Here is a 24,939-nt window from a genome sequence, read left to right as displayed (position 1 = left end):
GTGTCTCGGCGACATCCCTTGTCTCGGGGTATGGGAACGGAGCGCGGGGCCGGAGGATGCCGTGCGTCAGGCGGTGACGTAGTCGATGAGCTCCTCGACGCGGCCGAGGAACGAGGGCTCGAGGTCGCGGTAGCTCTTCACCGACGCGAGGATGCGCTGCCATGCGCGGGCGAGGTCGGCCTGGTCGCGCGCCGGCCAACCCAGAGCGCGGCACACGCCGATCTTGAACTCGATGCCCCGCGGCACCTCGGGCCAGGCCGCGATGCCGACGGCGCGCGGCGTGACGCACTGCCACACGTCGATGTAGGGGTGGCCGACGATCCGCACGTGCGCGCCGTGCGGGCCGCGGGCGACGGCGTCGGCGATGCGCGACTCCTTCGACCCCGGGACGAGGTGGTCGACCAGCACGCCGTAGCGGCGCTCGGCCGACGGCGGCTCCTCTTCGAGCGCGGCGTCGAGCAGGTCGACGCCCTGCAGGTACTCGACGACGACGCCCTCGACGCGCAGGTCGTCGCCCCACACCTTCTCGACGAGCTCGGCGTCGTGCCGCCCCTCGACGAGGATGCGACTGGGGCGCGCGACGCGCGCGCGGTCGTCGGCGACGGCGAACGACCCGGACGCCGTGCGAGTGGGGCCCTTCGGTGCGACGGGAGCGGGCGGGACGAGCACGACATCCTCGCCGTCCACGAGGAATCCGGCGCCCATCGGGAAGACGCGCCGGCGCCCGTGGCGGTCCTCGAGCTCGACCGTGCCCGACCGCACGACGGTGACGGCGCCGCAGTATCCGTCGTCGGCGACCTCGACGACGAGGTCGCGCTCGGCGGGCACGCGGCGCAGCTCGCGCTGGAACTGCTTCTTCCATCCCGCCGCGAGCACGTCTGTGCCGTATCGATCGTCCATTGCGCCCTCCCGGACCCGCCAGCGTACCGGCGACGCCGGCTCCGGACGGGCAGCGACCCGCAGTCCACGCTTCCCTACCGATGCATGCCGGGCCCTGAATAGACTCGGCGAGGGGGCGGCTCCACGGGCTCCCGAGGAGGGGGAAGCGATGCGCGCGCGGCGGACTCTCGCGCTCTCGGCGGCTCTCGCGCTGCTGCTCGGCGGCGGCGGCGCCGCGGCCTCGGCGACCGCGCCCGTCGAGTTCGGGACGAGCCATGTCGTCGATCAGGCGGGGGTGCTGTCCAGCTCCGAGGAGGCGACGGCGGAAGCCCGCCTCCAGCAGCTGTCCGACGAGACGGACGCCGACCTCTGGGTCGTCTTCGTCGACGAGTTCACCGATCCGACGGCGGCGGAGGATTGGGCGAACCAGACCGCCGAGGACAACGGCCTCGGCTCGAACCAGCTGCTCCTCGCCGTCGCCGTCGACAGCCGGCAGTACTTCCTCTCGACCGATCCGTCCGGGCCGATCAGCGTCGAGCAGGCCACGACCATCGGGCAGCAGCAGGTGCAGCCGAAGCTGGCAGCCCAGGACTGGGTCGGCGCGGTCGACGCCGCCGCCGACGGCATCACATCGACACTCAACGGCAGCACGAACACCGCGTCGGGCGGAGGCGGCGGGTTCACCGGCATCCTGATCCTCGTCCTGCTCGCGGCGATCGTGGGCGTCATCATCTGGCTGCTCATCCGCCGTCGGCGCAAGGCGAAGGCCGGCCCCGCGGGTCAGCCGCCCGTCGCGCAGGTGAGCACGAAAGACCTCGAACGCCAGGCGGCGGCCGCCCTGGTCGACACCGACGACGCCGTCAAGACGAGCGAGCAGGAGCTCGGTTTCGCGAAAGCACAGTTCGGCGACGCCGCGACGGTCGAGTTCGAACAGGCGCTGCAGACCGCGAAGGACAACCTCAACAAGGCCTTCATGCTTCAGCAGCAGCTCGACGACTCCACCCCCGACACCGAGGAGCAGGTGCGCGCCTGGAACACGCAGATCATCTCGCTGCTCGAGGCGGCCAATCAGGGCCTCGATGAGAAGGCCGAGGCGTTCGACGAGCTGCGCAAGCTCGAGCAGAACGCGCCCGAAGCGCTCGCCCGCGTGCAGGAGGAGCGTGCGAAGGCCGCGGGCGCCCTCGACGCCGCGGCGCAGCGGCTGGGCGAGCTGGGGCAGTCGTACGCGCCCGAGGCGCTGTCGACAGTGCACGACAACCCGGACCAGGCGCGCGACCGCATCACGTTCGCCGACACGCAGCTGGCCGCGGCGCAGACCGCGATCGGAGCGGGCGACGGCGGCCAGGCGGCCGTCAGCATCCGCGCCGCGGAGGAGGCGGTGGGCCAGGCGGCGCTCCTCGAGCAGGCGATCGACAAGCTCGCGGACGACCTGGCGGAGGGTGAGCAGAAAGGTCAGGCGCTCGTCGCCGAACTCGAGCAGGACATCGCCGCGGCATCCGCCCTTCCCGACCCCGACGGACGCGTCGCTGCCACGGTGACCGCCACCCGGCAGCAGGTCGACGCGTCGCGCGCCCTCCTGACCGGCGCGCAGAAGCGCCCCCTCGCGGCGCTGCAGGGTCTGGAGGCCGCGAACCAGCAGATCGACGCCGTCATCGCGGGGGTTCGGGATGCCGCCGCCAAGGCGCAGCGCGCGCAGCAGCTGCTCGGGCAGGTCATGCTGCAGGCGCGCGCGCAGGTGTCGGCCGCCGAGAACTACATCACGGCCCGGCGCGGCGCCGTCGGGGCGGAGGCCCGCACGCGACTGGCCGAGGCCGGCGCGTCGCTCGTGCAGGCCGAGCAGCTCCAGGCGGCCGATCCCGACCGTGCGCTGCAGTACGCGCAGCGTGCCGACCAGCTCGCCGGGCAGGCGATCCAGTACGCCCAGAACGACGTCGGGTCATTCGGGGGCGGAGGCGGGCTCGCCTCCTCGGGCGGCGGCGGCGGCATGCTCGGCGCCGTCCTCGGCGGCATCGTGCTCAACTCCGTCCTGAGCGGCGGGAGCCGTGGCGGCGGCATGGGGGGCTTCGGCGGGGGAGGCGGCATGGGCCGCATCCCCGGCGCCGGCGGCGGCTTCAACCCGGGAAGCTTCGGCGGCGGCGCGACTCGCGGTCGGCGCGGAGGCGGGGGCGGTCGCTTCTGACGAGTCCGCACAGCGCCGCGGCAGGCGGCATCCCGAACCCGACAACACGCGAACACTTCTAAAGGAAGGAAGAACCGATGGCAAAGCAGTCCATCTTCGGTCGCATCTCCACGCTCGTCCGAGCGAACATCAACGCGCTTCTGGACTCCGCGGAGGACCCCCAGAAGATGCTCGACCAGCTGGTCCGCGACTACACCAACAGCATCGCCGACGCCGAGGCCGCGATCGCCGAGACGATCGGCAACCTGCGACTGCTCGAGCGCGACCACCAGGAGGACGTCCAGGCGGCTGCCGAGTGGGGCAACAAGGCCCTCGCGGCATCGCGCAAGGCCGACCAGCTGCGTGGTCAGGGCAGCACGACCGACGCCGACAAGTTCGACAACCTCGCCAAGATCGCGCTGCAGCGCCAGATCAGCGAGGAGAACCAGGCGAAGGCCGTCGAGCCGACGATCGCGGCGCAGACGGAGGTCGTCGACAAGCTCAAGGACGGCCTCAACGGCATGAAGCAGAAGCTGGAGCAGCTGAAGGCCAAGCGCTCCGAACTGCTCGCCCGTGCGAAGACCGCCGAGGCGCAGAACAAGGTCGCCGACGCCGTCAAGTCGATCGACGTGCTCGACCCGACAAGCGAGCTCGGCCGCTTCGAGGACAAGATCCGCCGCCAGGAGGCGCTCGCCCAGGGCAAGCAGGAGCTCGCGGCGTCGAGCATCGACGCGCAGTTCAACCAGCTCGAGGACGTCGGCGAGCTGACCGAGGTCGAGGCCCGTCTCGCCGCTCTGAAGGGCGGCGCGCAGCCGGCCCAGGCGGCGATCGACGCGCCGAGCGTGCCGTACACGCCGTAATCCCGACCGTCGATCGGGCGCCGCGACCTCCGGGTCGCGGCGCCCGATCGCCTCGTCGCGTGCCGTTCGCCGACCGTTCGCGGCGAGCGGACGCCGCGCCTCCCGGCGCCTACGCAATGATGGGCTCATGGCGCGTTTCGTGATCGTTCCCCAGTGGCAGGGCTCGCCGTCGGCGCGCGCGATGCAGCTCATCGACGGCGCACAGGCGATCGCGGGCGACCTCCCCCGCACGGCCTGCACGACGATCGACGTCCCGCTCGAAGCCGGCGAGGCTCTGGACACGGGCGTGCTGCGCTACAGCTCGATCCTGCGCACGCGCGACGCGCTCGAGGACGAGCTCGCCCGCACGGAGCCGCCCGTCATCGTCGTCGGGGGCGACTGCGGCGTGAGCATCGCGGCGATCGGCGCTGTCGCCGAGCGCGAGCCGTCGCTCGCCGTCGTCTGGTTCGACGCGCACCCCGACCTGCACACGCCGCCGACGTCGAACTCGGGCGCCTTCGGAGGCATGGCGCTCAGCGCCGTGCTCGGCGAGGGCCCGGCGAGCCTCGCGCTCGCCCCCGGGACGATCGCCCCCGAGCGCGTCATCCTCGCCGGCGCGCGCGACTACGAGACCGACGAGGAGTCCCGCGTCGCCGACCTCGACATCGTCGCGATCGACTCCGCCGACCTCGCCGAGCCCGGCGCGATCGCCGAGGCCGTCGCCGCGACCGGCGCTGCCGGCGTGTACATCCACGTCGACCTCGACGTGCTCGACCCCGCCGTGCTCACCGGGGTCACGGCCGCCGTGCCGTTCGGGCTCACGGTGGCACAGCTCGTCGCCGCGATCGGCGCGATCCGCGCGACGACGCCGCTGCTGGGCGCGACGATCGCGGGCTTCGCGCCGCCGACCCCGGCCGCGGCCGTCGACGACCTCGGCGCGATTCTGCGGGTGGTCGGAGCCCTCGCGTGAGCCGGACCGGCGGAGCGCTCCGATGAGCCCGATCCCGACGCCGCCCCCGGGCTGGGAGGCCGCCGCCGAGAGTGCCGTCGCACGCGGCCGCCGCTTCGACCGCGTCATCCCGCGCTTCCTGCTCGATTCCCCCGTGAGCCGCGTCGGCTACTGGTACGGCACGACGATCGGCTTCCTGTGGGGCGGTCTGTGGAGCACGGGCGAGGTCGAGCAGCGCAGCGGGCTGTGGGTGTTCCGCGGGATGCCGCGCTGGACCTTCGCGCGCGGCGGGGTCTGCGTCGGCGGGTGCTTCCTGACCGGCGACGGCGTCGTCTCGGCGCGCCTGCTCGAGCACGAGGCCGTGCACGCGCGCCAGTGGCGGCGCTACGGCTTCCTCATGCCGTTCCTCTACCTGTTCGCCGGCCGCGATCCGCTGCGCAACCGCTTCGAGATCGAGGCGGGACTCGAGGCGGGCAACTACATCCCGCGCGGAGCCTCGACGCGCTAGGCGACCGGCTCGGCGGTGGGGGTGGATGCCGCGACCGCCGTCGCCGCCGCGCGGCCGACGCGGTGCACCTGTCGGCCGAGCACGATGACGACGGCGAGCGGGAAGACGATCCAGAAGAGGTTCGGCAGCACCGCGACGGCGAGGAACCCGGCGAGGTCGCCGCGTTCGAGCGACTGCCGCGTCATCTCGAGTCCGCTGGAGGCTTCGACGAGGAAGTAGATGACGGTCTTCCAGAAGGTGGCGACCGTCACGATGAGCCCCACGACGACGCCCGACCACTTCCGCGCGTGGAACAGCGCCCACACGATGAAGACGACCTCGACGAGGTTCGCCCAGCTCTGCGCACTGCCGAAGGCGTCGAACTGCGCGTAGCGGTGGTCGAAGCTGCCGTAGAAGACGTGCCCCGGCCACAGGCCTGCGAGCGGACCGCCCGCGTGGGACAGCGGCCCGAGCAGCACGTAGCAGGCGTCGTAGGTCTGGACGACGGCGGAGACGGTGAGCCACACGACGACCCAGACGGGCATGCGGAGGTCGCGCGGATCGACGGCGAGCGGGCTGGTCATGCGCGCGAGCGTACTGAGCGCCGGGCGCGGGCCCCTCGCGGCGCGCGGGTCAGCGCGCGGTGCTGAGGTTGTACTCCGCGGGCGCGTGGATCGACTGGGCGTCGATTCCGAGGCGCTCGGTGAGGTGGTCGACGATGTCCGCCGTGCCGAGATACCCGCCGAGGAGATGGATGCGGGTGTGATCGTCGTCGGCGCACAGCATCTCGTTCGCCCACGCCGTGACCGCGCGCGTCAGCGCCTGCCCGGGCGCGCACGCACGTCCGGTGCCCGGATCGCCGGTGCGCTGCGAGCGGTCGAGCCACGTCACGACCATGCGGGCCGGCGCGACGAGATCGGCGTGCCACGAGGCATCCGGGATCTCCACGAAGACGCGACCCGTCGAGCAGATCGGCAGCGTCGCGAGCAGCGCCTCGAGCTCGGCGAGCGAGGACTCGTCGGCCGTGATCAAGTGCTGCACACGCGTGTGCCGCGACGCGCGGCAGGCGGCGGCGTTGTGCTCGGTGGTCTGGGACATCTCGCGACCACTATACCGCGAGGATAGGGTTGCCTAACCTGAGTATGACCTTATGAGTCCGAGATCAGGATGCCGCGCAGCTCGTCGAGCTCGTCGTCGCGCAGGTCGTGCGCACGGAGGTAGTCACCGATCGACCCGTACCGCGCCGCGACTCCCGCGAGGAGTGCCGCCATGACGGGCGCGGGCGATCGGGTCGCGAGGTCTTCCAGGTTCACGGCGCCCGGGTGCAGGCGGCGCAGGGTCTCGACGACCTTGCGGTTGCGCCATTCGGGCAGGAGCCCCTCGGTGCGCGCGTAGTCGGCGACGACAGCCTCCTCGTCGACCCCGGCCGCCGCCAGGGTGAGCGCGACCGTGACGCCGGTGCGGTCCTTCCCCACCGTGCAGTGGACGAGCACCGGCTGGTCGGCGATGATGCCGCGGACGACCTCGACCACGCGATCGGCCGACTCCTCCACGATGCGGCGATACATCTCGTCGAGCGGGATGTCGTCCTCGAAGAACGACGCGACGGAGCCGAGGAAGAGGGGCGCGCGCTGCGTCGTGACGGTCAGGTCGCCGAGCCTGCTCGGCGCGTGCGCGACCTCCTCGTCGTCGCGGAGGTCGATGATGCGGCGCAGCCCCAGGTCGCCGAGCGCCGCGACGCCGGGGTCCTCGAGGTGCGCGAGATTGCCCGACCGGTAGAGCACACCGGAGCGCGTGCGCCCCGACCGTGCCGGCAGGCCGCCGACGTCGCGCAGGTTGACGGCGCCCGGGACGAGCACGCCGGTCATGCCGGGGCCGCGTGACGGGGCGGCACGGGGTAGCGACCCGCGATCGCGATCCGGTTGAAGGCGTTGATCGACACGAGGATCCAGCTGAGCGCGACGTACTCGTCTTCGCTCAGGATGCCGCCCACGTGGTCGTAGACCTCGTCGGCCACGCCCCCGTCGTGGATGAACGTGAACGCCTCGGCGAGCTCCAGCGCTGCACGCTCCCGATCGGTGAACACTCCGGACTCACGCCACGTCGGCAGCTGCGCGATGAGATCGGCGTCGAGGCCCCCCTTGACGGCGCGGTCGACGTGCACGCGCACGCAGAATGCGCAGCCGTTGAGCTGCGACGCATGGATCTGCACGAGCTCCTTGAGCCGGTCGTCGATCCCCGCCTCGCCCGCGATCCGGCCGACGGTCTTGGAGAAGGCATCGAGCGTCTTGTACGCGTCGGGCGCTGACCGCGAAAGGTGGACGCGTCGTTCTTCGCTCATGCCTTTCACCCTATGACGGGCCCGGATGCGCCCGCCCCGCGCGCGAGACTTCACTGATGTCACGCGACCATGCGCCGCGCGTGACATTCGTGAAGTCTCGCGGGGCGCCGCCCCCCGCGCGGAGCGGCAGAATGGCCGGGTGAGCGACCCCATCGACGAGTTCTCCTTCCTGTCCGAGCAGGCTGCCGACGCCGGCATCGGCGGCCCGATCCCGCGCGGCGAGCGCGTGTCGATCGCGCTGCCCGACGGGCGCAGGCTCAGCGCGCTGCGGTATGGGGGCGGATCCCCGGAGGTGACGTTCCTGCACGGCGCGGGCCTGAACGCCCACACGTGGGACACGACGATCCTCGCGCTCGGCCTGCCCGCCCTCGCGATCGACCTCCCCGGCCACGGGGACTCGTCGTGGCGCGACGACTTCGCCTACACGGGCGGATCGCTCGCGCCCGACATCGTCGCAGGCATCGAAGCGTGGACCGAGCGTCCGCAGGTGCTCGTGGGGCAGTCGCTCGGCGGCCTCACGGCGGCGGCGGTCGCGGCATCCCGTCCCGATCTCGTGCGCGACGTCGTCGTCGTCGACATCACGCCCGGCATCGACCCGGACGGCGGCCCGTCGCAGCTGCGCGACTTCTTCGCAGGCCCGACGGACTGGGCGAGCCGCGACGAACTCGTCGAGCGCGCGCTCTCGTTCGGCCTCGGCGGATCGCCGAGGGCCGCGGCGCGCGGCGTGTATCACAACAGCCGCTTCCGGCCCGATGGCCGCGTCGAGTGGAAGCATCATTTCGCGCATCTCGCGAATGCGATGTCGGCATCGCCGGCGCTCGCCGAGGCCGCCGCGGCGCAGCAGGATGCGCTCGCCGCCGTGCTGTCCGAGAGCGGATGGTCCGACCTCGGAGCCGTCGCCTCGCCGTTGACGCTCGTGCGCGGCACGCGCGGCTACGTCAGCGAAGGGGATGCCGCGACCTTCCGGGAGCGCGTGCCCGCGGCGTCCGTCGTGGAGCTGGACTCCGGGCACAACGTGCAGGAGGAGCGCCCCGTGGAGCTCGGACGCCTCGTCGCGGAGCGCGCCGGGAAGGATTAACACTTCTGTTTCGTTGCGCGTAGCGATGGCGATCGGCCCCTCGCGGGTTCCCTAGGCTGGGAACGCCACGCGTATCCCGCCGACTCCCCCCTCGGCACGCGTCCATCCGCACCGGATGCCCCTCGGAAAGGACAGTCATGCTCCGCCGCACAGCTCTCGCCGCCTCCGCCCTTCTTGCCGCGAGCGCCCTCCTGCTCGCCGCCTGCACGGCAGGCGGCTCCTCGGCACCGAGCGCGACGGGCAACCCGAACCCCGACGCGTCGGCGGTCATCCGGCTCGTGCTCGAGCCGAGCAACCTCGACATCCGCCAGACGGCCGGTGCGGCGCTCGACCAGATCCTGATCGACAACGTCTACCAGGGCCTCGTCGCCCGCACGCCTGAGCAGGACATCGTGCCGGCGCTCGCGAGCGACTACAAGGTCTCCGACGACGGCCTCACCTACACGTTCACGCTCCGCGAGGGCGTGAAGTTCCACGACGGTCAGGACCTCACGCCTCAGGACGTCGTCTGGTCGCTCACGACCCGCAAGAACACCCCGGGATGGAGCGACTCCGCGCGCCTCGCCAACGTCGCCACGATCGCCGCCGACGGTCAGACGATCACGCTCACCCTGAGCGCGCCCGACTCGACGCTGCTGTGGAATCTCACGGGGCGCGCCGGCCTCGTCTTCAAGGAAGGCGACACGGTCGACTACAAGACGAAGACCAACGGCACCGGCCCGTTCGTCCTGGACAAGTGGAAGCAGGGCGACAGCATCAGCTACGCCCGCAACGACGCCTACTGGGGCGACAAGGCCAAGGTCGCAGAGGTGGTCTTCGACTACATCCCCGACAACCAGGCTGCGCTCAACGCCGCGCTCGCGGGCGAGGTCGACGTCGTGACCGGCTTCGACGCGACGCTCAAGGACCAGGTCGAGGCGAACGGCGACTTCCACCTCGTGCTCGGCAAGTCGACCGACAAGGGCACGCTCGCCTTCAACCAGACCTCGGGACCGCTGGCCGACAAGCGCGTGCGGCAGGCGATCCGCCAGGCCATCGACCACGAGTCGATCGTGGAGGCCCTCGGGTCGGGTGACACGCTGTACGGCCCCATCCCCTCGCTCGACCCCGGCTACGAAGACCTCTCCGACGTCGCGCCGTACGACCCCGAGGCGGCGAAGGCCCTCCTCAAGGAGGCGGGCTACGAAGACCTGACGCTGACCCTCACGATCCCGAGCTTCTACTCGACGACGATTCCTCAGATCCTCGTCTCCGACCTCAACAAGGTCGGGATCACCCTCGAGGTGAACTCGGTCGACTTCCCGACGTGGCTCAACGACGTCTACATGAACAAGGACTACGAGCTGAGCTTCGTGCTGCACACCGAGGCACGCGACTTCGAGAACTGGGCCGACCCCACCTACTACTTCACATACGACAACCCCGAAGTGCAGAAGCTGTACGAGGAGTCGGTCGCCGCGACCGACCCCGACAAGGCCGCCGATCTGCTCAAGCAGGCCGCCAAGATCGTGTCGGACGACGCGGGCGGCGACTGGCTCTTCAACGGCGCGTCCGTCGTCGCGGTCGGCACTAACATCACGGGTATGCCCTCGATCAACGTGAACGAGCGCCTCAACCTCGCAGAGCTCTCCAAGAGCGACGGGTGATCCGATACGCGCTGACGCGCCTGGCCCTGCTCCTGCTCGGGCTCCTCGTCGCCAGCGTGCTGATCTTCCTGACGCTCCGCGTGCTCCCCGGTGACGTCGCCCAACTCGTCGCAGGCACCAACAGCACGCCGGATCAGGTCGACGCGATCCGCCGAGACCTCGGACTCGACCAGCCGCTGGTCTCGCAGTACATCGACTGGATCGGCGGGGTGCTGCACGGCGATCTCGGCACGTCGCTCCTGACGGGCTCGAGCGTGACCGACGAGCTGCTGCAGAAGGCGCAGGTGACGGTGCCCCTCGGCATCTTCGCCCTGACGATCGCGCTGCTGTTCAGCCTGCCGCTCGGCGTCATCTCGGCGATGCGCCGCAGCCGCGCGTCGGGCACGGCGCTCAACGTCGGCTCGCAGGCCCTCGCGGCTGTCCCCGTCGTGTGGGCGGGGATGATGCTGGTCGTCGTCTTCGCCGTCTGGCTCGGCTGGCTGCCGGCGCAGGGGTTCCCGCGCTCGGGGTGGTCGGACCCCGCCGCGGCGATCCGTGCGCTGATCCTCCCCGCGCTCACGATCGGCATCGTCGAGGGAGCGATGCTGCTGCGCTTCGTGCGCAGCGCGACCCTGCAGGCCGTCGGGCAGGACTATGTGCGCACCGCCGCCGCGAAGGGACTCACCCGCGACGCGGCCCTCATCCGCCACGGCCTCCCGAACGTCGGGCTCTCCGTGATCACCGTGCTCGGGCTCCAGGTCGCGGGCATCATCGTGGGCGCCGTCGTCATCGAGCAGCTGTTCACCCTTCCCGGCATCGGACGGATGCTCGTCGCCGACGTGAGCGCGCGCGACCTGCCCAAGGTGCAGGGTGAGCTCCTGGCCCTCACCGGGTTCGTCCTCGTCGTGGGCTTCGTCGTCGACCTCGTGCACCGTGCGCTCGACCCGCGCCAGCGGGAGGCGTCATGACCGAGCAGACGCGCGCTGCGCGCCGGATGGATGCCGCGGCCCGCCGCCGCGCGTCGCGCTGGGGGTGGCTCGGCCGGCTGTGGGCGCTGTCCACGGGCCGGTTCGGGCTCATCGTCGTCGCCGTCGTCGTCGCGACCGCGATCGTGGCATCCTTCTGGACGCCGTTCGACCCGCAGCAGGTCGACGTCCGGAACCGCTGGGCACCGCCGGGCTGGCCGCACCTGCTGGGAACCGACGGCACGGGTCGCGACATCCTGAGCCTGCTCATGGCGGGCGCACGGACGACGGTCTTCGTCGCCGTCGGCGCGGGCATCGTCGCGACGATCGTCGGCATCGCGCTGGCCGCCCTCGGGGCGCTCACGGCGCGGTGGCTGCGCGAGTCGGTCGCCGTGTTCGTCGACATCCTCATCGCGTTCCCCGTGCTCATCATCGCGATGATGATCGCGGCCGTGTGGGGCGGGTCGCTGTGGGTCGTGATCTGGGCCGTCGGCATCGGCTTCGGCGTCAACATCGCCCGCGTCACACGCCCCGAGCTCCGACGCGTGCTGCACAGCGAGTTCGTGCTCGCCGGGCGCATGGCGGGTCTCACGCCCACGCAGAACCTCGTGCGGCATCTGCTGCCCAATGTCGCGCCCGTCTTCATCGTGCAGCTGTCATGGGGCATGGCCGTCGCGGTCCTCGCCGAGGCGGGCCTGTCCTACCTCGGGTTCGGCGCGCCCGTGACCGAGCCCTCGTGGGGCCTGCTGCTGGCCCAGCTGCAGCAGTTCATCACGGTGCACCCGCTCTCGGTCGTGTGGCCCGGTCTCGCCATCACCTTCACGGTGCTCGGCCTCAACCTGCTCGGGGACGGGCTCCGCGAGGCGACCGACCCGACCCTCACCCGCCGCGGCGGGTCGGCGCGCACGGCCCGCACCCACGTGCCGGAGGTCGTGTCATGACGCTCGAAGTGCGTGATCTCACGATCGACGTCTCAGGCCGCCGCATCGTCCACGGCATCTCGTTCGACGTGCCGGACGGCGCTCGCGTGGGCCTCATCGGCGAATCCGGCTCGGGCAAGTCGATGACCGCCCTCGCCATCCTCGGACTGCTGCCCGACGGGGCGTCGGCCGGCGGCTCGATCCGGTGGAACGGCCGGGAGCTGCTGGGCCTGGCCGACCGCGAGCTCGCCGAACTGCGCGGCGACGACATCGGGATCGTCTTCCAGGAGCCCCGCACGGCCCTCAACCCCATCCGCACGGTCGGACGTCAGATCGCCGAGTCGGTGCGCATCCACCAGCGCGTCTCGCGCGCCGAGGCCAAGCGCCGTGCGATCGAGGAGGCGGCTCGCGTCGCCCTCCCCGACCCCGAGCGGATCGTCGATCGCTATCCGCATCAGCTCTCCGGCGGGCAGCGGCAGCGCGTCGCGATCGCGACGGCGCTCGCGTGCCGGCCGCGGCTGCTCATCGCCGACGAGCCGACGACGGCGCTCGACGTCACGATCCAGGCCGAGATCCTCGACCTGCTGCTCGAGCTCGTCGAGCGCGACGGCATGTCGCTCGTCTTCATCACGCACGACCTCGCGGTGCTGTCGCGCATCGCGACGCACGGCATCGTGCTCGACGAGGGCCGCATCGTCGAGGAGGCGCCCGTCGCGACCCTGCTGACGGAGCCGGCGTCGCCGGTGACGCAGGGCCTCCTCCGCGATGCGACGGCGACGCTGTGGCGCCCGGGAGGTGTCGCGTGACGGCCCCTCTCGTGCGGGCGCGCGGCCTCACGCGCCGGTACCCCATCCCCAAGGCGACGCTGTTCGAGCGTGCGCGCACCTCGACGGCGCTCGACGACGCCGACCTCGACGTGCGCGCCGGCTCGTCGGTGGGCATCATCGGCGAGTCCGGCTCGGGCAAGTCGACGCTCGTGCGACTCCTCCTCGCGCTCGACACTCCTTCCGAGGGCACGGTCGAATTCGACGGACGGAACGTGGATGCCTCGGCCGGCGCCCGCGCACTGCACTGGCTGCGCCGCGACACGGGCATGGTCTTCCAAGACCCGTATGCCTCTCTCGACCCGCGCATGAGCGTGGGCCGCATCGTCGGCGAGCCGCTGTGGGCGCTCGGTCTCGGCGGCGACGGCCAGCCGGGAGGCGCGGGTCGCCGCGACCGCGTGCGCGAGGTGCTCGTCGACGTGGGTCTCGAGCCGGACATGGCCGACCGCTTCCCGCACGAGTTCTCGGGCGGGCAGCGGCAGCGCATCGCGATCGCCCGCGCCATCGTGCACCGGCCGCGCCTGCTGGTCGGCGACGAGCCGATGTCCGCGCTCGACGTCACGGTGCGCGCACAGGTGCTCGAGCTGCTGGCCGATCTCCGCCGCCGCGACGACCTCACGCTCATTCTCGTGTCGCACGACATCGGCGTCGTGCAGAACCTCTGCGACGAGGTCGTCGTGATGAAGGACGGCCGCATCGTCGAGGAGGGTCCGACCGAGAAGGTGCTGCTCCAGCCGCATGCGGCCTACACGCGGCGCCTTCTGGCGTCGATCCCCGTGATCGACCCCGGCTCCGCGGCATCCTGACCCCCTCGATGGACGTCGGAGGATCGCGCGGAGGTCGGAGCATTCGTCCGGAATCCTCCGACGTCGGCGTGAATCTCCGACGCGCGGGCGCGCCGACCCGCGTGTCGGCATCGGCGGCTAGGTTCGGAGCATGAGGCACCCGATCGTTCCGCCGTATCTGCTCGCCCGCATCGCCGCGGCGACCGAGCCGCACCTCCAGAACGCGGCGGAGGCGGCGCGGGCGACCCTTGCCGTCGATCGCGACTACCGGCCGAGCCGCGAGCGCCTGCGCCTGTCGATCGACGAAGCCGGCAGCCTCGTCGCGGAGACGGGTCCCGCGCCCGATCGCACGATCTCCGACGCGCACAACCGGGAGACGCTCCCGGGTGTCAAGGTGCGCGGGGAGGACGACCCGCCCACGGGCGACGAGGCGGTCGACGAAGCGTTCGACGGGCTGGGCGAGACGTTCGACTTCTACTGGGACGCCTACGGCCGCAACGGCATCGACAACGCGGGCGGTGAGCTGCTGGCGACCGTGCACTACGGCAGGAAGTACGACAACGCGTTCTGGAACGGCACGCGCATGGTCTTCGGCGACGGGGACGGCGAGGTCTTCACGGGCTTCACCAACTCGATCACGGTCATCGCGCATGAGCTCACACACGGCGTGACGGAAGCCTCGGGCGGCCTCGAGTATCAGGGGCAGTCCGGAGCGCTCAACGAGTCGATCTCCGACGTTTTCGGGGCGCTCGCCGAGCAGCATCAGCGGGGGCAGACCGCTGACGAGGCGAGCTGGCTCATCGGCGAGGGCATCTTCACGCCCGCCGTGCAGGGCAAGGCCCTGCGCTCGATGATCCACCCCGGCACGGCTTACGACGACGACGTCCTCGGAAAGGACCCGCAGCCCGCGCACATGCGCGACTACGTCGTGACCAGCGGCGACAACGGCGGCGTGCACATCAACTCGGGCATCCCGAATCGCGCCTTCGCACTCGCGGCGACCGCGCTCGGCGGGCACGCCTGGGAACGCGCGGGCCTCATCTGGTACAAGACGGTGACGTCGGGCAAGCTCTCCCAGACGGCCGACTTCGCCGAGTTCGCCGCCGCCACGATCGCCACGGCGGAAGCGGAGTACGGTGTGAACTCTGAGGAGGTCGCCGCCGTCCGCGCCGGATGGAGGGACGTCGGCGTCATCGAGGATGAACCAGCCCCGAAGTCCTGACGACTCCCCCGAGCCGTCGCCCACGCTCGTCGTCGCCGTGACCCGCACCGGCGGGTTCGCGGGACTCACGAAGCGCTGGCGGGCCGAGCCGCGCCAGGAGGAGGCATCCGTCTGGATCGCCCTCATCTCGCGCTGTCCGTGGGACGATCCCGCCCAGCGCGATCAGCGCGGCGCCGACCGCTTCCAGTGGAGCATCCACGCCCGCTGGGGCGAAGACGGCGACCGGGAGGCCGATCTCGCCGACAGCGCCGTGACGGGGCCCTGGCGCGAGCTCGTCGACGCCGTGCGCGATTGGAGCGACGGCACCGCGGAGCGCTGAGCGTCAGCGGCTGAACAGCCCCTTCTTCTTGACGGGCTTGAGGCTCTTCTGCAGGTAGATCGTGCCGAGCCAGCGGCCGAACTTGAACCCGACCCGGCCCATGCGCCCGACCTCGACGAAGCCGAGCTTCTCGTGCAGGGCGACGGATGCCTCGGCCCCCTTGTCGCTGATGACGGCGACCATCTCGCGGATGCCGGCCTCCTCGCACGCCGCGATGAGCGCCTCCAGCAGCGCGCGGCCCAGGCCCTTGCCCGTCGCCGCCTGGCCGAGGTAGATCGAGTTCTCGACCGAGAACCGGTAGGCGGTCTTGGTCGACATGGGCTGCACGAGCGCGTAGCCGAGGATCTGCCCGGTCGGCGCCTCGGCGACGATGAACGGCATCTTGAGCTTGCGCAGGTGCTCGAGCTTGGACCGCCACTGGGCGAGCGTCCACTTCTTCTCGTCGAAGGTCACGACGGAGTTGGTGACGTAGTAGTTGTAGATCTCGCGGATGTCGGGGATGTCGCGGTCTTCGACGGGGCGGATCGTGAACGAGAACGGCCGCTCGGTCTCGGGCTTGCGCAGGTGGAGCGGGAGACGTCGACGCGTCTTCTCGTACTCCTCCTCCAGCATGCGGCCCAGCCTACGCGGGCAGCGCCCAATCGATCGCGGCCGCTCCCTGCTGCTCGAGGAGCGCGTTGGCGCGGGAGAACGGCCGCGAGCCGAAGAATCCGCGGCTCGCCGACAGCGGCGACGGGTGGGGCGACTCGATGATCGGGGTCGATCCGAGCATCGGACGCAGGTTGGCGGCATCCCTCCCCCACAGGATCGCGACGAGCGGCTCGTCGCGTGCCGCGAGGGTGCGGATCGCGTGCTCCGTGACCTTCTCCCAGCCCCAGCCGCGGTGCGACGCGGGCGAGCCGGGTGCGACGGTGAGCACCCTGTTCAGGAGCATGACGCCCTGGTCGCTCCAGCCCGACAGGTCGCCGTGGACGGCCGGCGGGATGCCGAGGTCGGCGCCCAGCTCCTGGTAGATGTTCGACAGGCTCCGCGGGAGCGGGCGCACCTCGCGGTCGACGGCGAACGACAGGCCGATGGGATGCCCCGGCGTGGGGTACGGGTCCTGCCCGACGATGAGCACGCGGACATCCGAGAGGGGCCTCTGGAAGGCCCGCAGCACGCGGTCACCCGCGGGGAGGTAGTGCCGGCCGGCCGCGACCTCGGCGCGGAGGCGCTCGCCGAGCGCCGAGATGTCGGGAGCCACGGGCGCGAGGGCCGTCGCCCACCCCGGGTCGATGAGCCCCGCGTCGGCGAGCTCGGGGAGCGTCATCGCCATGCCGCTACGCCGACCTCTCCACGGCGCGGGAATCCTCTTCCACGACCGAGCCCTGGAACGACCACGGGAAGTCGATCCACAGCGAGGTCGCCTTCCAGGAGTAGTCGGGGTCGATGACCGTCGTGGGCTTGGTGAAGATCGTGACGGAGCGCACGTCGGCGCCGCGATCGCGGAGGAGCCCGACGGCGAGGTCGAGCGTGCGGCCGCTGTCGGCGACGTCGTCGACGAGGAGCACCCGGCGGCCGCCGAGGTAGCTCATGTCGAGCTCGGGCGGCAGCACCGCGGGGGCGTCGAGCACCGTGCCGATGCCGGTGTAGAACTCGACGTTGATCGCGCCGCAGTTCTTGACGCCAAGGCCGTAGGCGATCGCGCCCGCGGGCAGCAGCCCGCCGCGGGCGATCGCGACGACCACCTCGGGCACGAAACCGTCGGCCAGGATCGCCCGGGCGAGATCGCGGCACGCCTCACCGAAGCCGTCCCAGGTCAGTCGTTCGCGCTCCACAGGTGCATCCGTCACGCCCGTAAGCCTAGGCCGTGGGGAGTATCCTCCCCTCGTGTCATCGTCGCCCACCGAGCGCCTGCGCGGCTCGGCCCTCGGCATCACCGCCGGCCTCATCGGATGGTTCGTCCTCGTCGAGCTCACGAGCGGCATCCTGCAGGGGTACTACGTGCCGCTGTTCAGCGACATCGTGAAGCAGCTCGGCATCCACGACTCCGACGTCAACTGGTTCGAGGCCGCCCAGCTGCTGCTGTCGGCGCTCGTGCTGCCCGTGCTCGCGAAGCTCGGCGACATGTACGGGCACAAGAAGATCCTCCTCATCGCCGCGATCGTCACGGCCGCGGCATCCTGGTGGCTCGTCTTCGCCGGCAACTTCTGGACCTTCCTCATCGCGTGGGCGCTGCAGGGGTTCTACGTCGTGTGGCTGCCGCTCGAGATCGCGCTCATCTTCGAGCGCGGCCGCCGGCGCAATCACGGCGTCTCGATGACGCGCCGCGCGGCCGGCCTGCTCGTCGTGGCGCTCGAGGCGGGCGCCATCCTCGGGGCGCTCGCGGCGGGACGCGTCTTCACCGCGACGGGCGGCGATCTCGCGGTGACGCTCATGGTGCCGGCGATCGCGGTGACGATCATCGCCGTCGTCATCTGGCTCGGTGTGCCCGAGTCCGAGCCGCTGCCCGGCCGTTCGCTCGACACCGCGGGGTTCGTGATCCTCGCGTGGGGACTCCTCCTCGTCACGGGAGCGCTCGTCTACATGCGCATGATCGGCTCGCTCGGGCTGGGACCTGCCGCCTGGTGGTGGGTCGTCGGGCTGCTGGGCGCGGGAGCGGCGGTGTTCTGGTGGTTCGTCCGCTACGAGCTGCGCCAGGACGATCCCGCGATCGACATCCGCGTGCTGCGGCGGCCCGAGATGTGGCCCGTGCAGGCGACGGCGTTCCTCATCGGCATCAGCCTGCTCGGCGCGCAGGGCGCGCTGTCGACGTACGCGGGCACCGATTCCTCGCTCGGGTACGGATTGGGATTGGATGCCACGGCCCGCTCCAACGTCATCGGCGTCTACCTCGTGTCGCTCATCGTGGGCGCCGTGCTGTTCGCCGTCACCTCACGCCGGGCCAACCCCCGCGTCATCCTCATCGTCGCGAGCGCGCTCGTCGGCGTCGGATACGCGCTGTTCCTGCCGTTCCACGTCGAGCTCTGGCAGGTGCTGCTCAACCTCTCGATCGCCGGCATCGGGTGCGGTGCCCTGGTCGCCGCTCTTCCCGCGGCCGCCGCGGCCGCCGCGCCGCGCGGGCAGACCGGCATCGCCTCGGCCCTGACGAACACGACGAAGACGATCGGCGGCACGTTCGCGTCGGCCGTCTTCGGCGTCGTGCTCGCGACGGGCGCGGGCGCCGTCGCGAGCCAGACCGCCGCGTCGCTCGGCGGCTACATGACGGTGTGGGCGATCTGCGCGGGCGGCGGATTCCTCGCGGCGGCGCTGCTGTTCTTCGTGCCCAAGGTCGCATTCGCCGATACGGAGGGCGAGGCGGCCGCCGCCGAGGCCCAGATCGTCTGACCCCTCCGCCGGCCGGGATGACACAGACCCGGCCGGTGAGCTTGTCGAAGCGTCGGAGCCTCACCTTGCGAGGAACGCGGCGCGGGCCCGGCGTGCCGTAGCTCGGCTCGATGCGACGGGAGTGGCGTCGGAGGCCCGCGACGACGGCGTGTCGTCACAGCCCGCCGAGATGCGGGACGGGTCCGGCGCCGCCGAGGGCGTTGTCAGGCGCGGACGGCCGCCGTCGTCATGACGAGCTCGAGACCGCCCTCGACCGAGTGGGCCTCCAGCGACACGACCGCCGACCGCAGCTCGGCGAGCGACGAGACGTGCGTGCCGCCGCACGGGATGCGCGCCTCGCCGCCGGGAAGGGCGCACACCCACGATCGGCGCGCTGCCAGCGTCTCGCCGGGCGCCTCGACGTGGACGGGCGCGCCGGTGGCGATCCATGCGGCGAGCAGCCCGTTCGCGCGGGCCGCGATCGACGCGACGTCGTCCAGGACCGCGGGGTCGAAGCCCTTCCTGCGCAGCGACTTGCCGACGCGATAGACGTCGCGCGAGCCGTCAGGCACGATGCGCGACTCCTGGATCGCCAGCGAGTCGAAGGCCGGCGCACCCAGCGCGTCGGTGGGCGCGGGCTTCGTCCACGCCTCGGCGAGCGCCGCGTCGAGCGCGAGCGAGGCGAGGTGGCACGCCGTGTGACCGGCCGACAGCGCGGCGCGGTACGCGGCGTCGACCTCGACCTCGACGGGGTCACCGAGGGCGATGGCCGAGTCCTCGACGAGGTGCGCGACGACGAACGTCCACCCCTCGGTGCCGGTGCGCACGGGCACGTCGGGCCCGAGGAGCAGTCCGTCACCCTGGGTCGCGCCGATCACGGCATCGACGACGTCGTACACCGCGTCCCCGACCCGGAGCATGCCGCGGTCGGCCGGCTGATCGGGCCAGGCGGTGTCGACGGGGTGGAAGGCCGTCGCGTCGAGCACGATCGCCGTGCGCCCGCCACCGGCATCCATCACCCCGGCGACCGTGCCGGTCGACGTCGTCGCGCCGGCGGGGTAGGTGACGACGGTTCCGTCGGAGAGGCTCATCGGGGTCTAGTCGCGCGGGCGCAGCGGACCGCGCGCGAGGAGGTGCTGCGCCGACTGGGCGACGGGGCGCATCGTGATGAGGTCGAGGTTGACGTGGCCCGGGGCGTTCAGCGCGTAGGCGATGACGTCGGCGACATCGTCGGCCGTGAGGGGCGCCTCGACGTCCTGGTAGACCTTCTCGGCCGCGTTGCGGTCGCCGCCGAGGCGGTTGAGCGTGAACTCCTCCGTGTAGACCATGCCGGGCGCGACCTCCACGACTCGGATCGGCTCGCCGTTGAGCTCGAGCCGCAGCGCGTGGGCGATCATCGCCTCCGCGGCCTTCGCCGCGTTGTACCCGCCGCCGCCCGGGTAGGCCGTCTGCGCCGCCGTCGAGGTCACGAACACGGTGTCGGCGTGGCCGCCGCCGGTCGCCGCGCGACGCAGGAGCGGCAGCACCGCCGCGACGAGTCGCTGCGTGCTGAGCACGTTGACGTCGAACATCCACTGCCAGTCGTCGGGCTTGCCGTCCTCGACCCGGTCGGTGCCGCGCGCGCCGCCCGCCACCTGCACGAAGGCGTGCAGCGGCCCCGTCTCCTCGAGCCAGGCGGTCAGCGCCTCGACATCGGCGGGGCTCGTGAGGTCGGCCGCGAAGGCGACGGCTCCCGTCTCTGCCTCGAGCGCCTCGAGCCGGTCGGCGCGCCGCGCGACGGCGACGACATCCCATCCCGAGGCGCGCAGCGCCCGCGCCGTCGCCTCGCCGATCCCCGAGCTCGCTCCCGTCACCAGTGCACGTCGTGTCATGGCATCCACGGTAGCCGGATGCCCCTCCCGCCCGCGCCGCGCTCGATTACGTAACATTTCCCGGTCGTTGTCGCCCGCGATGCCGGAATCTAACCTCGGACGAGGCAGCGGTGCCCGCCGCAGCCCCCACAGACCCGCAGGAGCAGTCATGACGGCACCCGAGAACTGGCGTTTCGAGACCAAGCAGATCCACTCGGGCGCACAGCCCGACCCGGTGACGAAGGCTCGTGCCACCCCGATCTACCAGACGACGTCGTATGTCTTCGACAACACCGACCACGCCGCGAACCTCTTCGCGCTGGCCGAGTTCGGCAACATCTACACGCGCATCATGAACCCCACGCAGGAGGTCGTCGAGCAGCGTCTCGCGGCCCTCGAGGGCGGCACCGGAGCCCTCCTCGTCGCGTCGGGTCAGGCGGCAGAGACGTTCGCCGTGCTCAACATCGCGCAGGCCGGCGACCACATCGTCTCGTCGAGCTCGATCTACGGCGGCACCTACAACCTGTTCAAGTACACGCTCGCCAAGCTCGGCATCGAGACGACGTTCGTCGAGAACCAGGACGACCCCGAGGAGTGGCGCACCGCCGTGCGCCCGAACACGAAGCTCTTCTTCGCCGAGACGATCGGCAACCCGAAGATCAACGTCCTCGACATCCAGACGGTCGCCGACGTCGCCCACGCCGCAGGCGTGCCGCTCATCGTCGACAACACGATCGCGACGCCGTACCTCATCAAGCCCTTCGAGCACGGGGCCGACATCGTCATCCACTCGGCGACGAAGTTCCTCGGCGGCCACGGCACGGTCATCGGCGGCGTCATCGTCGACGGCGGGACGTTCGAGTGGTCGAAGAACGTCGACAAGTTCCCCGGCCTCACGGTGCCGGACCCCTCGTACCACGGCGCCTCGTACACGGCCGCGGTCGGCGACGGCCTGGCCTACGTCATCAAGGCGCGCGTGCAGCTGCTCCGCGACCTCGGCGCCGCCATCTCGCCGCAGAGCGCATGGCTGCTCATCCAGGGCATCGAGACGCTGTCGCTGCGCATCGAGCGCCACGTGCAGAACGCGCAGGAGATCGCGGAGTGGCTCGAGAACCACCCCGACATCGCCTCGGTCAACTACTCGGGTCTGCCGACGTCGCCGTGGTACGCCGCCGCCAACAAGTACGCGCCCAAGGGCGTCGGCGCGGTCCTGTCGTTCGAGCTGAAGGGCGGTGTCGAGGCCGGTCGCGAGTTCGTCAACAGCCTCAAGCTGTTCAGCCACCTCGCCAACATCGGCGACGTGCGCTCGCTCGTCATCCACCCCGCGTCGACGACCCACTCGCAGCTCACCCCCGAGCAGCAGCTCACGACCGGTGTCACGCCGGGCCTCGTGCGCCTCTCGGTGGGCCTCGAGAACATCGAGGACCTCAAGGCCGACCTCGAGCAGGCACTCGGCGCCGCGCGTCGCGTCTCGGAGGCCGCTCGCGCCTGATCCGCCGCAACGAGCACCAGGGCGGATGCCCCGGACCGCACCGGTCCGGGGCATCCGTCGTTCCCGGCGGGTCCGCATCGAGCGCCTGGCGTCGTGTATCAGCCCGGCTCCGGCATCCCTCTTCCTCCTGTACGGTGCGGCATCCCGCTGCGCCCTGGACGAGGAGGCGGACATGTCACTCGGAGGCGACACGAAACCCCAGCCGATCAACGGTCGGGTCACGAAGGTGGGAGCGAAGGAGCTCGGGCTGCGCGGCAACGCCAAGGCTCTGCTGCTCGCGAATCCGAACTACTTCGGCACGGCGCCGGACACGCCGTTCCCTGTGGTCGAGAAGCTGGCCTTCAGCACGACGTTCGAACAGGTGACCTGCGTGGGGCTCAACCCCACGATCGATCAGCTCGAAGCGGTTGTGCGCATCAACCAGACCGGCGGGTACGGCGGCGCGCTGTGCAGCGCGGGCACGCGCGAATACGTCAGGTTCTTCGTCAGCTACGACGGAGGCGCGACCTGGACGGATGCCGGCATGGACTCGTTCGGCGTCCACGACTCCACGGGGACGCGGCCGCTCGACTTCGCCGTCAACGTCGTCGCGCCGCTGCACCACTACTGGTGTCTGTTCGCGCGGCCCGCTCTGGTCCGCGCGATCCTGTCGTGGAACGTCCCGCCGACGGCGGGCGATCCCGACTTCCCACCCGTGTGGGGCAACGTCGTGACCGTGTCGGTCGCACCGCGCACCAGCAAGCTCCCGCCGTGGTCGGAGTTCCTCGAGTCGACCAAGATCAAGCTGCCGGAGGCCGTGCTCGCGCAGATCGACCCCGACGCACCTGTGAGCCTCAAGCCCGCCGCGGCCCTCTCGGTGGCGGAGCTCGCGAAGACGTACGCCGGGACGGATGTCGCACCGCACCGGTTCCTCGCGCCGGCGCTCTTCGAACAGATCGGGGTGGATGCCGGGCAGGCGAGCATCGGCATAGCGCCCGTCGTGCCCGTTCCGCCCGTCGTGCCGGTCGGCCCCGTCGGACCGCTGACCCACGGCGGCATCGGCCGACTCGGACCGATCCCGCCCCTTGGACCCGTCGGCCCCGTCGGACCCGTCGGCCCCGTCCCGCCGGTTCCGCCCTCGGCCCCCGGTCCGAAGCTTCCGCCGATCTTCGGCATCCCCGAGCTCAAGGACATCGACCTCTCCGCGATCATCGCCACGCTGCTCAAGACCGACGGCGACACGTCGTACGAGGAGCTGGGATGCGTCGGCTACGACCCGGTCGAAGACGCGCTCGTCGGCGTGCTCACGGTGAAGAAGCCGAACGGCTACAGCGGCGGCCCGTGCACGGCCGGCAGCGTCGAGTACGTCGCGTTCTGGATCGACTGGGGCGGCGGATGGTCGTACGTCGGGACGGCCGGCGTCGTCGTGCACGACGAGGCGGTGCCCGACGGCGGACTGCGGTTCGCCGTCTACCTGCCCCTGGCATCCACCGCTCATCGACGCGACTGCGCGGAGGGACCGGTCGAGCCGAAGGTGCGCGCAATCCTGTCCTGGAGCACTCCGCCGCCCGCCGGCAACCCGAACTGGGTGCCGACGTGGGGCAACCGCGAAGAGACGACGATCCAGCTGCCCGTCGGCGCCCTGTCGCCGCTGCGCCCCGTCTTCGACTTCGTCAGCGGCGTGAGCGTCTGCGACGTCGACCAGTCCGATGGCCGGACGACAGGCGGCGACAGCCCGTTCGGCGGCGTCGTGACGATCTCGGGCTTCATCCCCGATGCGCCTGACGTCGCGGCACCGCAGATGCGGTACCGGGTGCGGGTGGCTCCGTCGGGGACGGGCTCGTGGACGACCCTCAGCGATCCCTTCTGGGTGAGCGGCACGCGATGGATCGGCACGACCTTCCCCGAGGCGTACAGCCAGCTGCAGACGGCGGACGCCGACGGGTTCTTCCCGTACCTCGTCGACCGCAACCTCGCGGGCGCGGGCTATCGCACGGTGTACGGCGACGTGCTGTATCCGTGGCAGACGATCGCGCTCGGCGCCGGAATGTGGGACATCGAGGTGGTGTCGAAGGATGCCGGCGGCACGGTGTACCCCGCGCAGATCCTGCAGTGCTCCGACGGCACGATCCGCACGACGGTCACGATCCGCCTCGACGAGACGGCTCCGGCTGTGACGCTCGCGATCACCGAGGTCGAGCACGCCGACGGCACGGTGAACCCGACCGGCCCCTGCAGGCGGTTCAAGATCGGCGACAAGCTGCGTGGCACGTACGACGTGTCCGATCAGCACCTGTCGCAGATCTGGTTCGAGCTCGAGCCGGCGTCTTCGGCTCTGGGCGCGCTGCCGACGTTCTCGGGCCCGACCGCGTTCCCGGCCATCACGACGACGGCGAACGGCACGTGGGAGCTGGACACGAGCATCATGGCGGCCTGCGGCTACGTGCTCACGCTGTGGGCGCAGGACCGCACGATCACGCCGGGCGGCCCGTGGCGCAACCGCGACCTGTTCGGCTTCTCGCTCGAGGCCTGACGGTCGGAAGGGATGCCCCGGACCGGACTGGTCCGGGGCATCCCTCATTCCGGCTGCTCGGCGCCCGTCTCGTCGGCTCCGAGCTCTTCGGCGAGCTGATCGTGGGTCAGATGCGCGCCGGCGACAGGTCGGCGGAACGGCGGAAGCGGCGCCTCGGGATGCACGGCCGGGCCGTCCGGCACCTCCTTGCCCGCGTCGCCCGGGAACACGTCGACGTCGGTGTCGATGTCGCGATCGGTGTCGGGCTTGGGCGGGGGCGGCTCATGGGCGGGCATGAACGGTTCGGCGCTGGACATGCGGGCATGTTCTCACGCCGAGATGACGCACCGGCTGTAACACGACGCCCCAC

General features: G+C 71.4%; 26 protein-coding genes. 15 read left to right on the top strand and 11 right to left on the bottom strand.

What is annotated here, in order from left to right:
- Positions 1–66: 66 nt before the first annotated feature.
- A complete protein-coding gene (locus ACH3VR_RS10830; protein WP_396640798.1) occupies positions 67–900 on the bottom strand; it encodes a DUF3097 domain-containing protein in 834 nt (277 codons plus the stop codon).
- 148 nt (positions 901–1,048) lie between these two features.
- On the opposite strand from ACH3VR_RS10830, the gene ACH3VR_RS10825 reads away from it, so the two are divergent.
- From ACH3VR_RS10825 to ACH3VR_RS10810, 4 genes are all read left to right on the top strand, one after another.
- The gene (locus ACH3VR_RS10825) at positions 1,049–3,058 is read left to right on the top strand and encodes a TPM domain-containing protein (protein WP_396640797.1); all 2,010 of its coding nucleotides are present in this window, start codon (positions 1,049–1,051) and stop codon (positions 3,056–3,058) included.
- Between the two features lie 77 nt (positions 3,059–3,135).
- Complete coding sequence (locus tag ACH3VR_RS10820) at positions 3,136–3,897, top strand: PspA/IM30 family protein (RefSeq protein ID WP_396640796.1); 762 nt, start codon at positions 3,136–3,138, stop codon at positions 3,895–3,897.
- Positions 3,898–4,024: 127 nt separating this feature from the next.
- Positions 4,025–4,846 carry an arginase family protein gene (locus ACH3VR_RS10815; RefSeq protein ID WP_396640795.1) on the top strand — a complete coding sequence of 274 codons (822 nt, stop codon included), beginning with the start codon at positions 4,025–4,027 and terminating at the stop codon, positions 4,844–4,846.
- Between the two features lie 22 nt (positions 4,847–4,868).
- Positions 4,869–5,333 carry a Fe-S oxidoreductase gene (locus ACH3VR_RS10810; RefSeq protein ID WP_396640794.1) on the top strand — a complete coding sequence of 155 codons (465 nt, stop codon included), beginning with the start codon at positions 4,869–4,871 and terminating at the stop codon, positions 5,331–5,333.
- Here ACH3VR_RS10810 and ACH3VR_RS10805 read toward each other — a convergent pair.
- Genes ACH3VR_RS10805 through ACH3VR_RS10790 form a run of 4 tightly spaced genes read right to left on the bottom strand, consistent with a single transcriptional unit; the run spans position 5,330 to position 7,653 of the window.
- A complete protein-coding gene (locus tag ACH3VR_RS10805) occupies positions 5,330–5,896 on the bottom strand; it encodes a hypothetical protein (protein ID WP_396640793.1) in 567 nt (188 codons plus the stop codon). The two genes, ACH3VR_RS10810 and ACH3VR_RS10805, sit on opposite strands and share 4 nt — an antisense overlap.
- 49 nt (positions 5,897–5,945) lie before the next feature.
- Entirely contained in the window at positions 5,946–6,410 is a 465-nt protein-coding gene (locus ACH3VR_RS10800; protein ID WP_396640792.1) for an SIP domain-containing protein, read from the bottom strand.
- 50 nt (positions 6,411–6,460) lie between these two features.
- Positions 6,461–7,180: a tyrosine-protein phosphatase gene (locus tag ACH3VR_RS10795; protein WP_396640791.1), complete on the bottom strand. Its 720-nt coding sequence runs from the start codon at positions 7,178–7,180 to the stop codon at positions 6,461–6,463.
- Positions 7,177–7,653: a carboxymuconolactone decarboxylase family protein gene (locus tag ACH3VR_RS10790; RefSeq protein WP_396640790.1), complete on the bottom strand. Its 477-nt coding sequence runs from the start codon at positions 7,651–7,653 to the stop codon at positions 7,177–7,179. The genes ACH3VR_RS10795 and ACH3VR_RS10790 overlap by 4 nt, the downstream gene beginning before the upstream one ends.
- A gap of 139 nt (positions 7,654–7,792) precedes the next feature.
- On the opposite strand from ACH3VR_RS10790, the gene ACH3VR_RS10785 reads away from it, so the two are divergent.
- From ACH3VR_RS10785 to ACH3VR_RS10750, 8 genes are all read left to right on the top strand, one after another.
- Complete coding sequence (locus ACH3VR_RS10785) at positions 7,793–8,731, top strand: alpha/beta fold hydrolase (protein WP_396640789.1); 939 nt, start codon at positions 7,793–7,795, stop codon at positions 8,729–8,731.
- A 137-nt stretch (positions 8,732–8,868) separates the two neighbouring features.
- A complete protein-coding gene (locus ACH3VR_RS10780; protein ID WP_396640788.1) occupies positions 8,869–10,377 on the top strand; it encodes an ABC transporter substrate-binding protein in 1,509 nt (502 codons plus the stop codon).
- Positions 10,374–11,324, top strand: a complete 951-nt coding sequence (locus ACH3VR_RS10775) for an ABC transporter permease (RefSeq protein WP_396640787.1) — start codon at positions 10,374–10,376, stop codon at positions 11,322–11,324. Before ACH3VR_RS10780 ends, ACH3VR_RS10775 begins: the two co-directional genes overlap by 4 nt.
- Before the next feature lie 26 nt (positions 11,325–11,350).
- Positions 11,351–12,262: an ABC transporter permease gene (locus tag ACH3VR_RS10770; protein ID WP_397556506.1), complete on the top strand. Its 912-nt coding sequence runs from the start codon at positions 11,351–11,353 to the stop codon at positions 12,260–12,262.
- Entirely contained in the window at positions 12,259–13,047 is a 789-nt protein-coding gene (locus ACH3VR_RS10765; RefSeq protein WP_396640786.1) for an ABC transporter ATP-binding protein, read from the top strand. Before ACH3VR_RS10770 ends, ACH3VR_RS10765 begins: the two co-directional genes overlap by 4 nt.
- The gene (locus ACH3VR_RS10760) at positions 13,044–13,871 is read left to right on the top strand and encodes an ATP-binding cassette domain-containing protein (protein WP_396640785.1); all 828 of its coding nucleotides are present in this window, start codon (positions 13,044–13,046) and stop codon (positions 13,869–13,871) included. The genes ACH3VR_RS10765 and ACH3VR_RS10760 overlap by 4 nt, the downstream gene beginning before the upstream one ends.
- A gap of 130 nt (positions 13,872–14,001) precedes the next feature.
- Positions 14,002–15,072, top strand: coding sequence for a M4 family metallopeptidase (locus ACH3VR_RS10755; protein ID WP_396640784.1), 1,071 nt, complete (start codon positions 14,002–14,004; stop codon positions 15,070–15,072).
- Positions 15,050–15,391 carry a protealysin inhibitor emfourin gene (locus ACH3VR_RS10750; protein ID WP_396640783.1) on the top strand — a complete coding sequence of 114 codons (342 nt, stop codon included), beginning with the start codon at positions 15,050–15,052 and terminating at the stop codon, positions 15,389–15,391. The genes ACH3VR_RS10755 and ACH3VR_RS10750 overlap by 23 nt, the downstream gene beginning before the upstream one ends.
- 3 nt (positions 15,392–15,394) lie before the next feature.
- On the opposite strand, the gene ACH3VR_RS10745 is transcribed toward ACH3VR_RS10750, so the two are convergent.
- The 3 genes from ACH3VR_RS10745 to ACH3VR_RS10735 are packed head-to-tail and all read right to left on the bottom strand — an operon-like array spanning position 15,395 to position 17,223.
- On the bottom strand, positions 15,395–16,003 hold the full coding sequence (locus ACH3VR_RS10745) for a GNAT family N-acetyltransferase (RefSeq protein ID WP_396640782.1): 609 nt from the start codon (positions 16,001–16,003) through the stop codon (positions 15,395–15,397).
- A gap of 10 nt (positions 16,004–16,013) precedes the next feature.
- The gene (locus ACH3VR_RS10740; protein WP_396640781.1) at positions 16,014–16,706 is read right to left on the bottom strand and encodes a uracil-DNA glycosylase; all 693 of its coding nucleotides are present in this window, start codon (positions 16,704–16,706) and stop codon (positions 16,014–16,016) included.
- 4 nt (positions 16,707–16,710) lie between these two features.
- Entirely contained in the window at positions 16,711–17,223 is a 513-nt protein-coding gene (locus ACH3VR_RS10735) for a phosphoribosyltransferase (RefSeq protein ID WP_396640780.1), read from the bottom strand.
- 37 nt (positions 17,224–17,260) lie between these two features.
- On the opposite strand from ACH3VR_RS10735, the gene ACH3VR_RS10730 reads away from it, so the two are divergent.
- Positions 17,261–18,757 carry an MFS transporter gene (locus tag ACH3VR_RS10730; RefSeq protein ID WP_396640779.1) on the top strand — a complete coding sequence of 499 codons (1,497 nt, stop codon included), beginning with the start codon at positions 17,261–17,263 and terminating at the stop codon, positions 18,755–18,757.
- 203 nt (positions 18,758–18,960) lie between these two features.
- Here the strand turns inward: ACH3VR_RS10730 and ACH3VR_RS10725 are convergent, their stop codons facing one another.
- Positions 18,961–19,827, bottom strand: a complete 867-nt coding sequence (locus ACH3VR_RS10725) for an alanyl-tRNA editing protein (RefSeq protein ID WP_396640778.1) — start codon at positions 19,825–19,827, stop codon at positions 18,961–18,963.
- 6 nt (positions 19,828–19,833) lie between these two features.
- On the bottom strand, positions 19,834–20,607 hold the full coding sequence (locus ACH3VR_RS10720; protein ID WP_396640777.1) for an SDR family oxidoreductase: 774 nt from the start codon (positions 20,605–20,607) through the stop codon (positions 19,834–19,836).
- Between the two features lie 148 nt (positions 20,608–20,755).
- Here ACH3VR_RS10720 and ACH3VR_RS10715 point away from each other — a divergent pair, with 148 nt between their 5' ends.
- Positions 20,756–22,078 (top strand): bifunctional o-acetylhomoserine/o-acetylserine sulfhydrylase, encoded by a 1,323-nt coding sequence (locus tag ACH3VR_RS10715; RefSeq protein WP_396640776.1) that lies wholly within the window; start codon positions 20,756–20,758, stop codon positions 22,076–22,078.
- Positions 22,079–22,250: 172 nt separating this feature from the next.
- Positions 22,251–24,590 (top strand): hypothetical protein, encoded by a 2,340-nt coding sequence (locus ACH3VR_RS10710; protein WP_396640775.1) that lies wholly within the window; start codon positions 22,251–22,253, stop codon positions 24,588–24,590.
- Positions 24,591–24,634: 44 nt separating this feature from the next.
- Here ACH3VR_RS10710 and ACH3VR_RS10705 read toward each other — a convergent pair whose 3' ends face one another.
- Positions 24,635–24,886, bottom strand: a complete 252-nt coding sequence (locus ACH3VR_RS10705) for a hypothetical protein (protein ID WP_396640774.1) — start codon at positions 24,884–24,886, stop codon at positions 24,635–24,637.
- Positions 24,887–24,939 lie beyond the last annotated feature (53 nt).

Source organism: Microbacterium alkaliflavum, from assembly GCF_044325405.1.
Classification (GTDB): domain Bacteria; phylum Actinomycetota; class Actinomycetes; order Actinomycetales; family Microbacteriaceae; genus Microbacterium; species Microbacterium alkaliflavum.
The sequence above is the reverse complement of the archived record's forward strand: the minus strand, read 5'-3'. Positions and strand labels throughout refer to the sequence as shown.

Excerpts from the sequence above, each read along its gene's own strand:
- ACH3VR_RS10830 (WP_396640798.1), bottom strand. The coding sequence starts at position 900 with ATGGACGATCGATACGGCACAGACGTGCTCGCGGCGGGATGGAAGAAG.
- ACH3VR_RS10825 (WP_396640797.1), top strand. The coding sequence starts at position 1,049 with ATGCGCGCGCGGCGGACTCTCGCGCTCTCGGCGGCTCTCGCGCTGCTG.
- ACH3VR_RS10820 (WP_396640796.1), top strand. The coding sequence starts at position 3,136 with ATGGCAAAGCAGTCCATCTTCGGTCGCATCTCCACGCTCGTCCGAGCG.
- ACH3VR_RS10815 (WP_396640795.1), top strand. The coding sequence starts at position 4,025 with ATGGCGCGTTTCGTGATCGTTCCCCAGTGGCAGGGCTCGCCGTCGGCG.
- ACH3VR_RS10810 (WP_396640794.1), top strand. The coding sequence starts at position 4,869 with ATGAGCCCGATCCCGACGCCGCCCCCGGGCTGGGAGGCCGCCGCCGAG.
- ACH3VR_RS10805 (WP_396640793.1), bottom strand. The coding sequence starts at position 5,896 with ATGACCAGCCCGCTCGCCGTCGATCCGCGCGACCTCCGCATGCCCGTC.
- ACH3VR_RS10800 (WP_396640792.1), bottom strand. The coding sequence starts at position 6,410 with ATGTCCCAGACCACCGAGCACAACGCCGCCGCCTGCCGCGCGTCGCGG.
- ACH3VR_RS10795 (WP_396640791.1), bottom strand. The coding sequence starts at position 7,180 with ATGACCGGCGTGCTCGTCCCGGGCGCCGTCAACCTGCGCGACGTCGGC.
- ACH3VR_RS10790 (WP_396640790.1), bottom strand. The coding sequence starts at position 7,653 with ATGAGCGAAGAACGACGCGTCCACCTTTCGCGGTCAGCGCCCGACGCG.
- ACH3VR_RS10780 (WP_396640788.1), top strand. The coding sequence starts at position 8,869 with ATGCTCCGCCGCACAGCTCTCGCCGCCTCCGCCCTTCTTGCCGCGAGC.
- ACH3VR_RS10770 (WP_397556506.1), top strand. The coding sequence starts at position 11,351 with ATGGATGCCGCGGCCCGCCGCCGCGCGTCGCGCTGGGGGTGGCTCGGC.
- ACH3VR_RS10765 (WP_396640786.1), top strand. The coding sequence starts at position 12,259 with ATGACGCTCGAAGTGCGTGATCTCACGATCGACGTCTCAGGCCGCCGC.
- ACH3VR_RS10755 (WP_396640784.1), top strand. The coding sequence starts at position 14,002 with ATGAGGCACCCGATCGTTCCGCCGTATCTGCTCGCCCGCATCGCCGCG.
- ACH3VR_RS10750 (WP_396640783.1), top strand. The coding sequence starts at position 15,050 with ATGAACCAGCCCCGAAGTCCTGACGACTCCCCCGAGCCGTCGCCCACG.
- ACH3VR_RS10745 (WP_396640782.1), bottom strand. The coding sequence starts at position 16,003 with ATGCTGGAGGAGGAGTACGAGAAGACGCGTCGACGTCTCCCGCTCCAC.
- ACH3VR_RS10740 (WP_396640781.1), bottom strand. The coding sequence starts at position 16,706 with ATGGCGATGACGCTCCCCGAGCTCGCCGACGCGGGGCTCATCGACCCG.
- ACH3VR_RS10725 (WP_396640778.1), bottom strand. The coding sequence starts at position 19,827 with ATGAGCCTCTCCGACGGAACCGTCGTCACCTACCCCGCCGGCGCGACG.
- ACH3VR_RS10720 (WP_396640777.1), bottom strand. The coding sequence starts at position 20,607 with ATGACACGACGTGCACTGGTGACGGGAGCGAGCTCGGGGATCGGCGAG.
- ACH3VR_RS10715 (WP_396640776.1), top strand. The coding sequence starts at position 20,756 with ATGACGGCACCCGAGAACTGGCGTTTCGAGACCAAGCAGATCCACTCG.
- ACH3VR_RS10710 (WP_396640775.1), top strand. The coding sequence starts at position 22,251 with ATGTCACTCGGAGGCGACACGAAACCCCAGCCGATCAACGGTCGGGTC.
- ACH3VR_RS10705 (WP_396640774.1), bottom strand. The coding sequence starts at position 24,886 with ATGTCCAGCGCCGAACCGTTCATGCCCGCCCATGAGCCGCCCCCGCCC.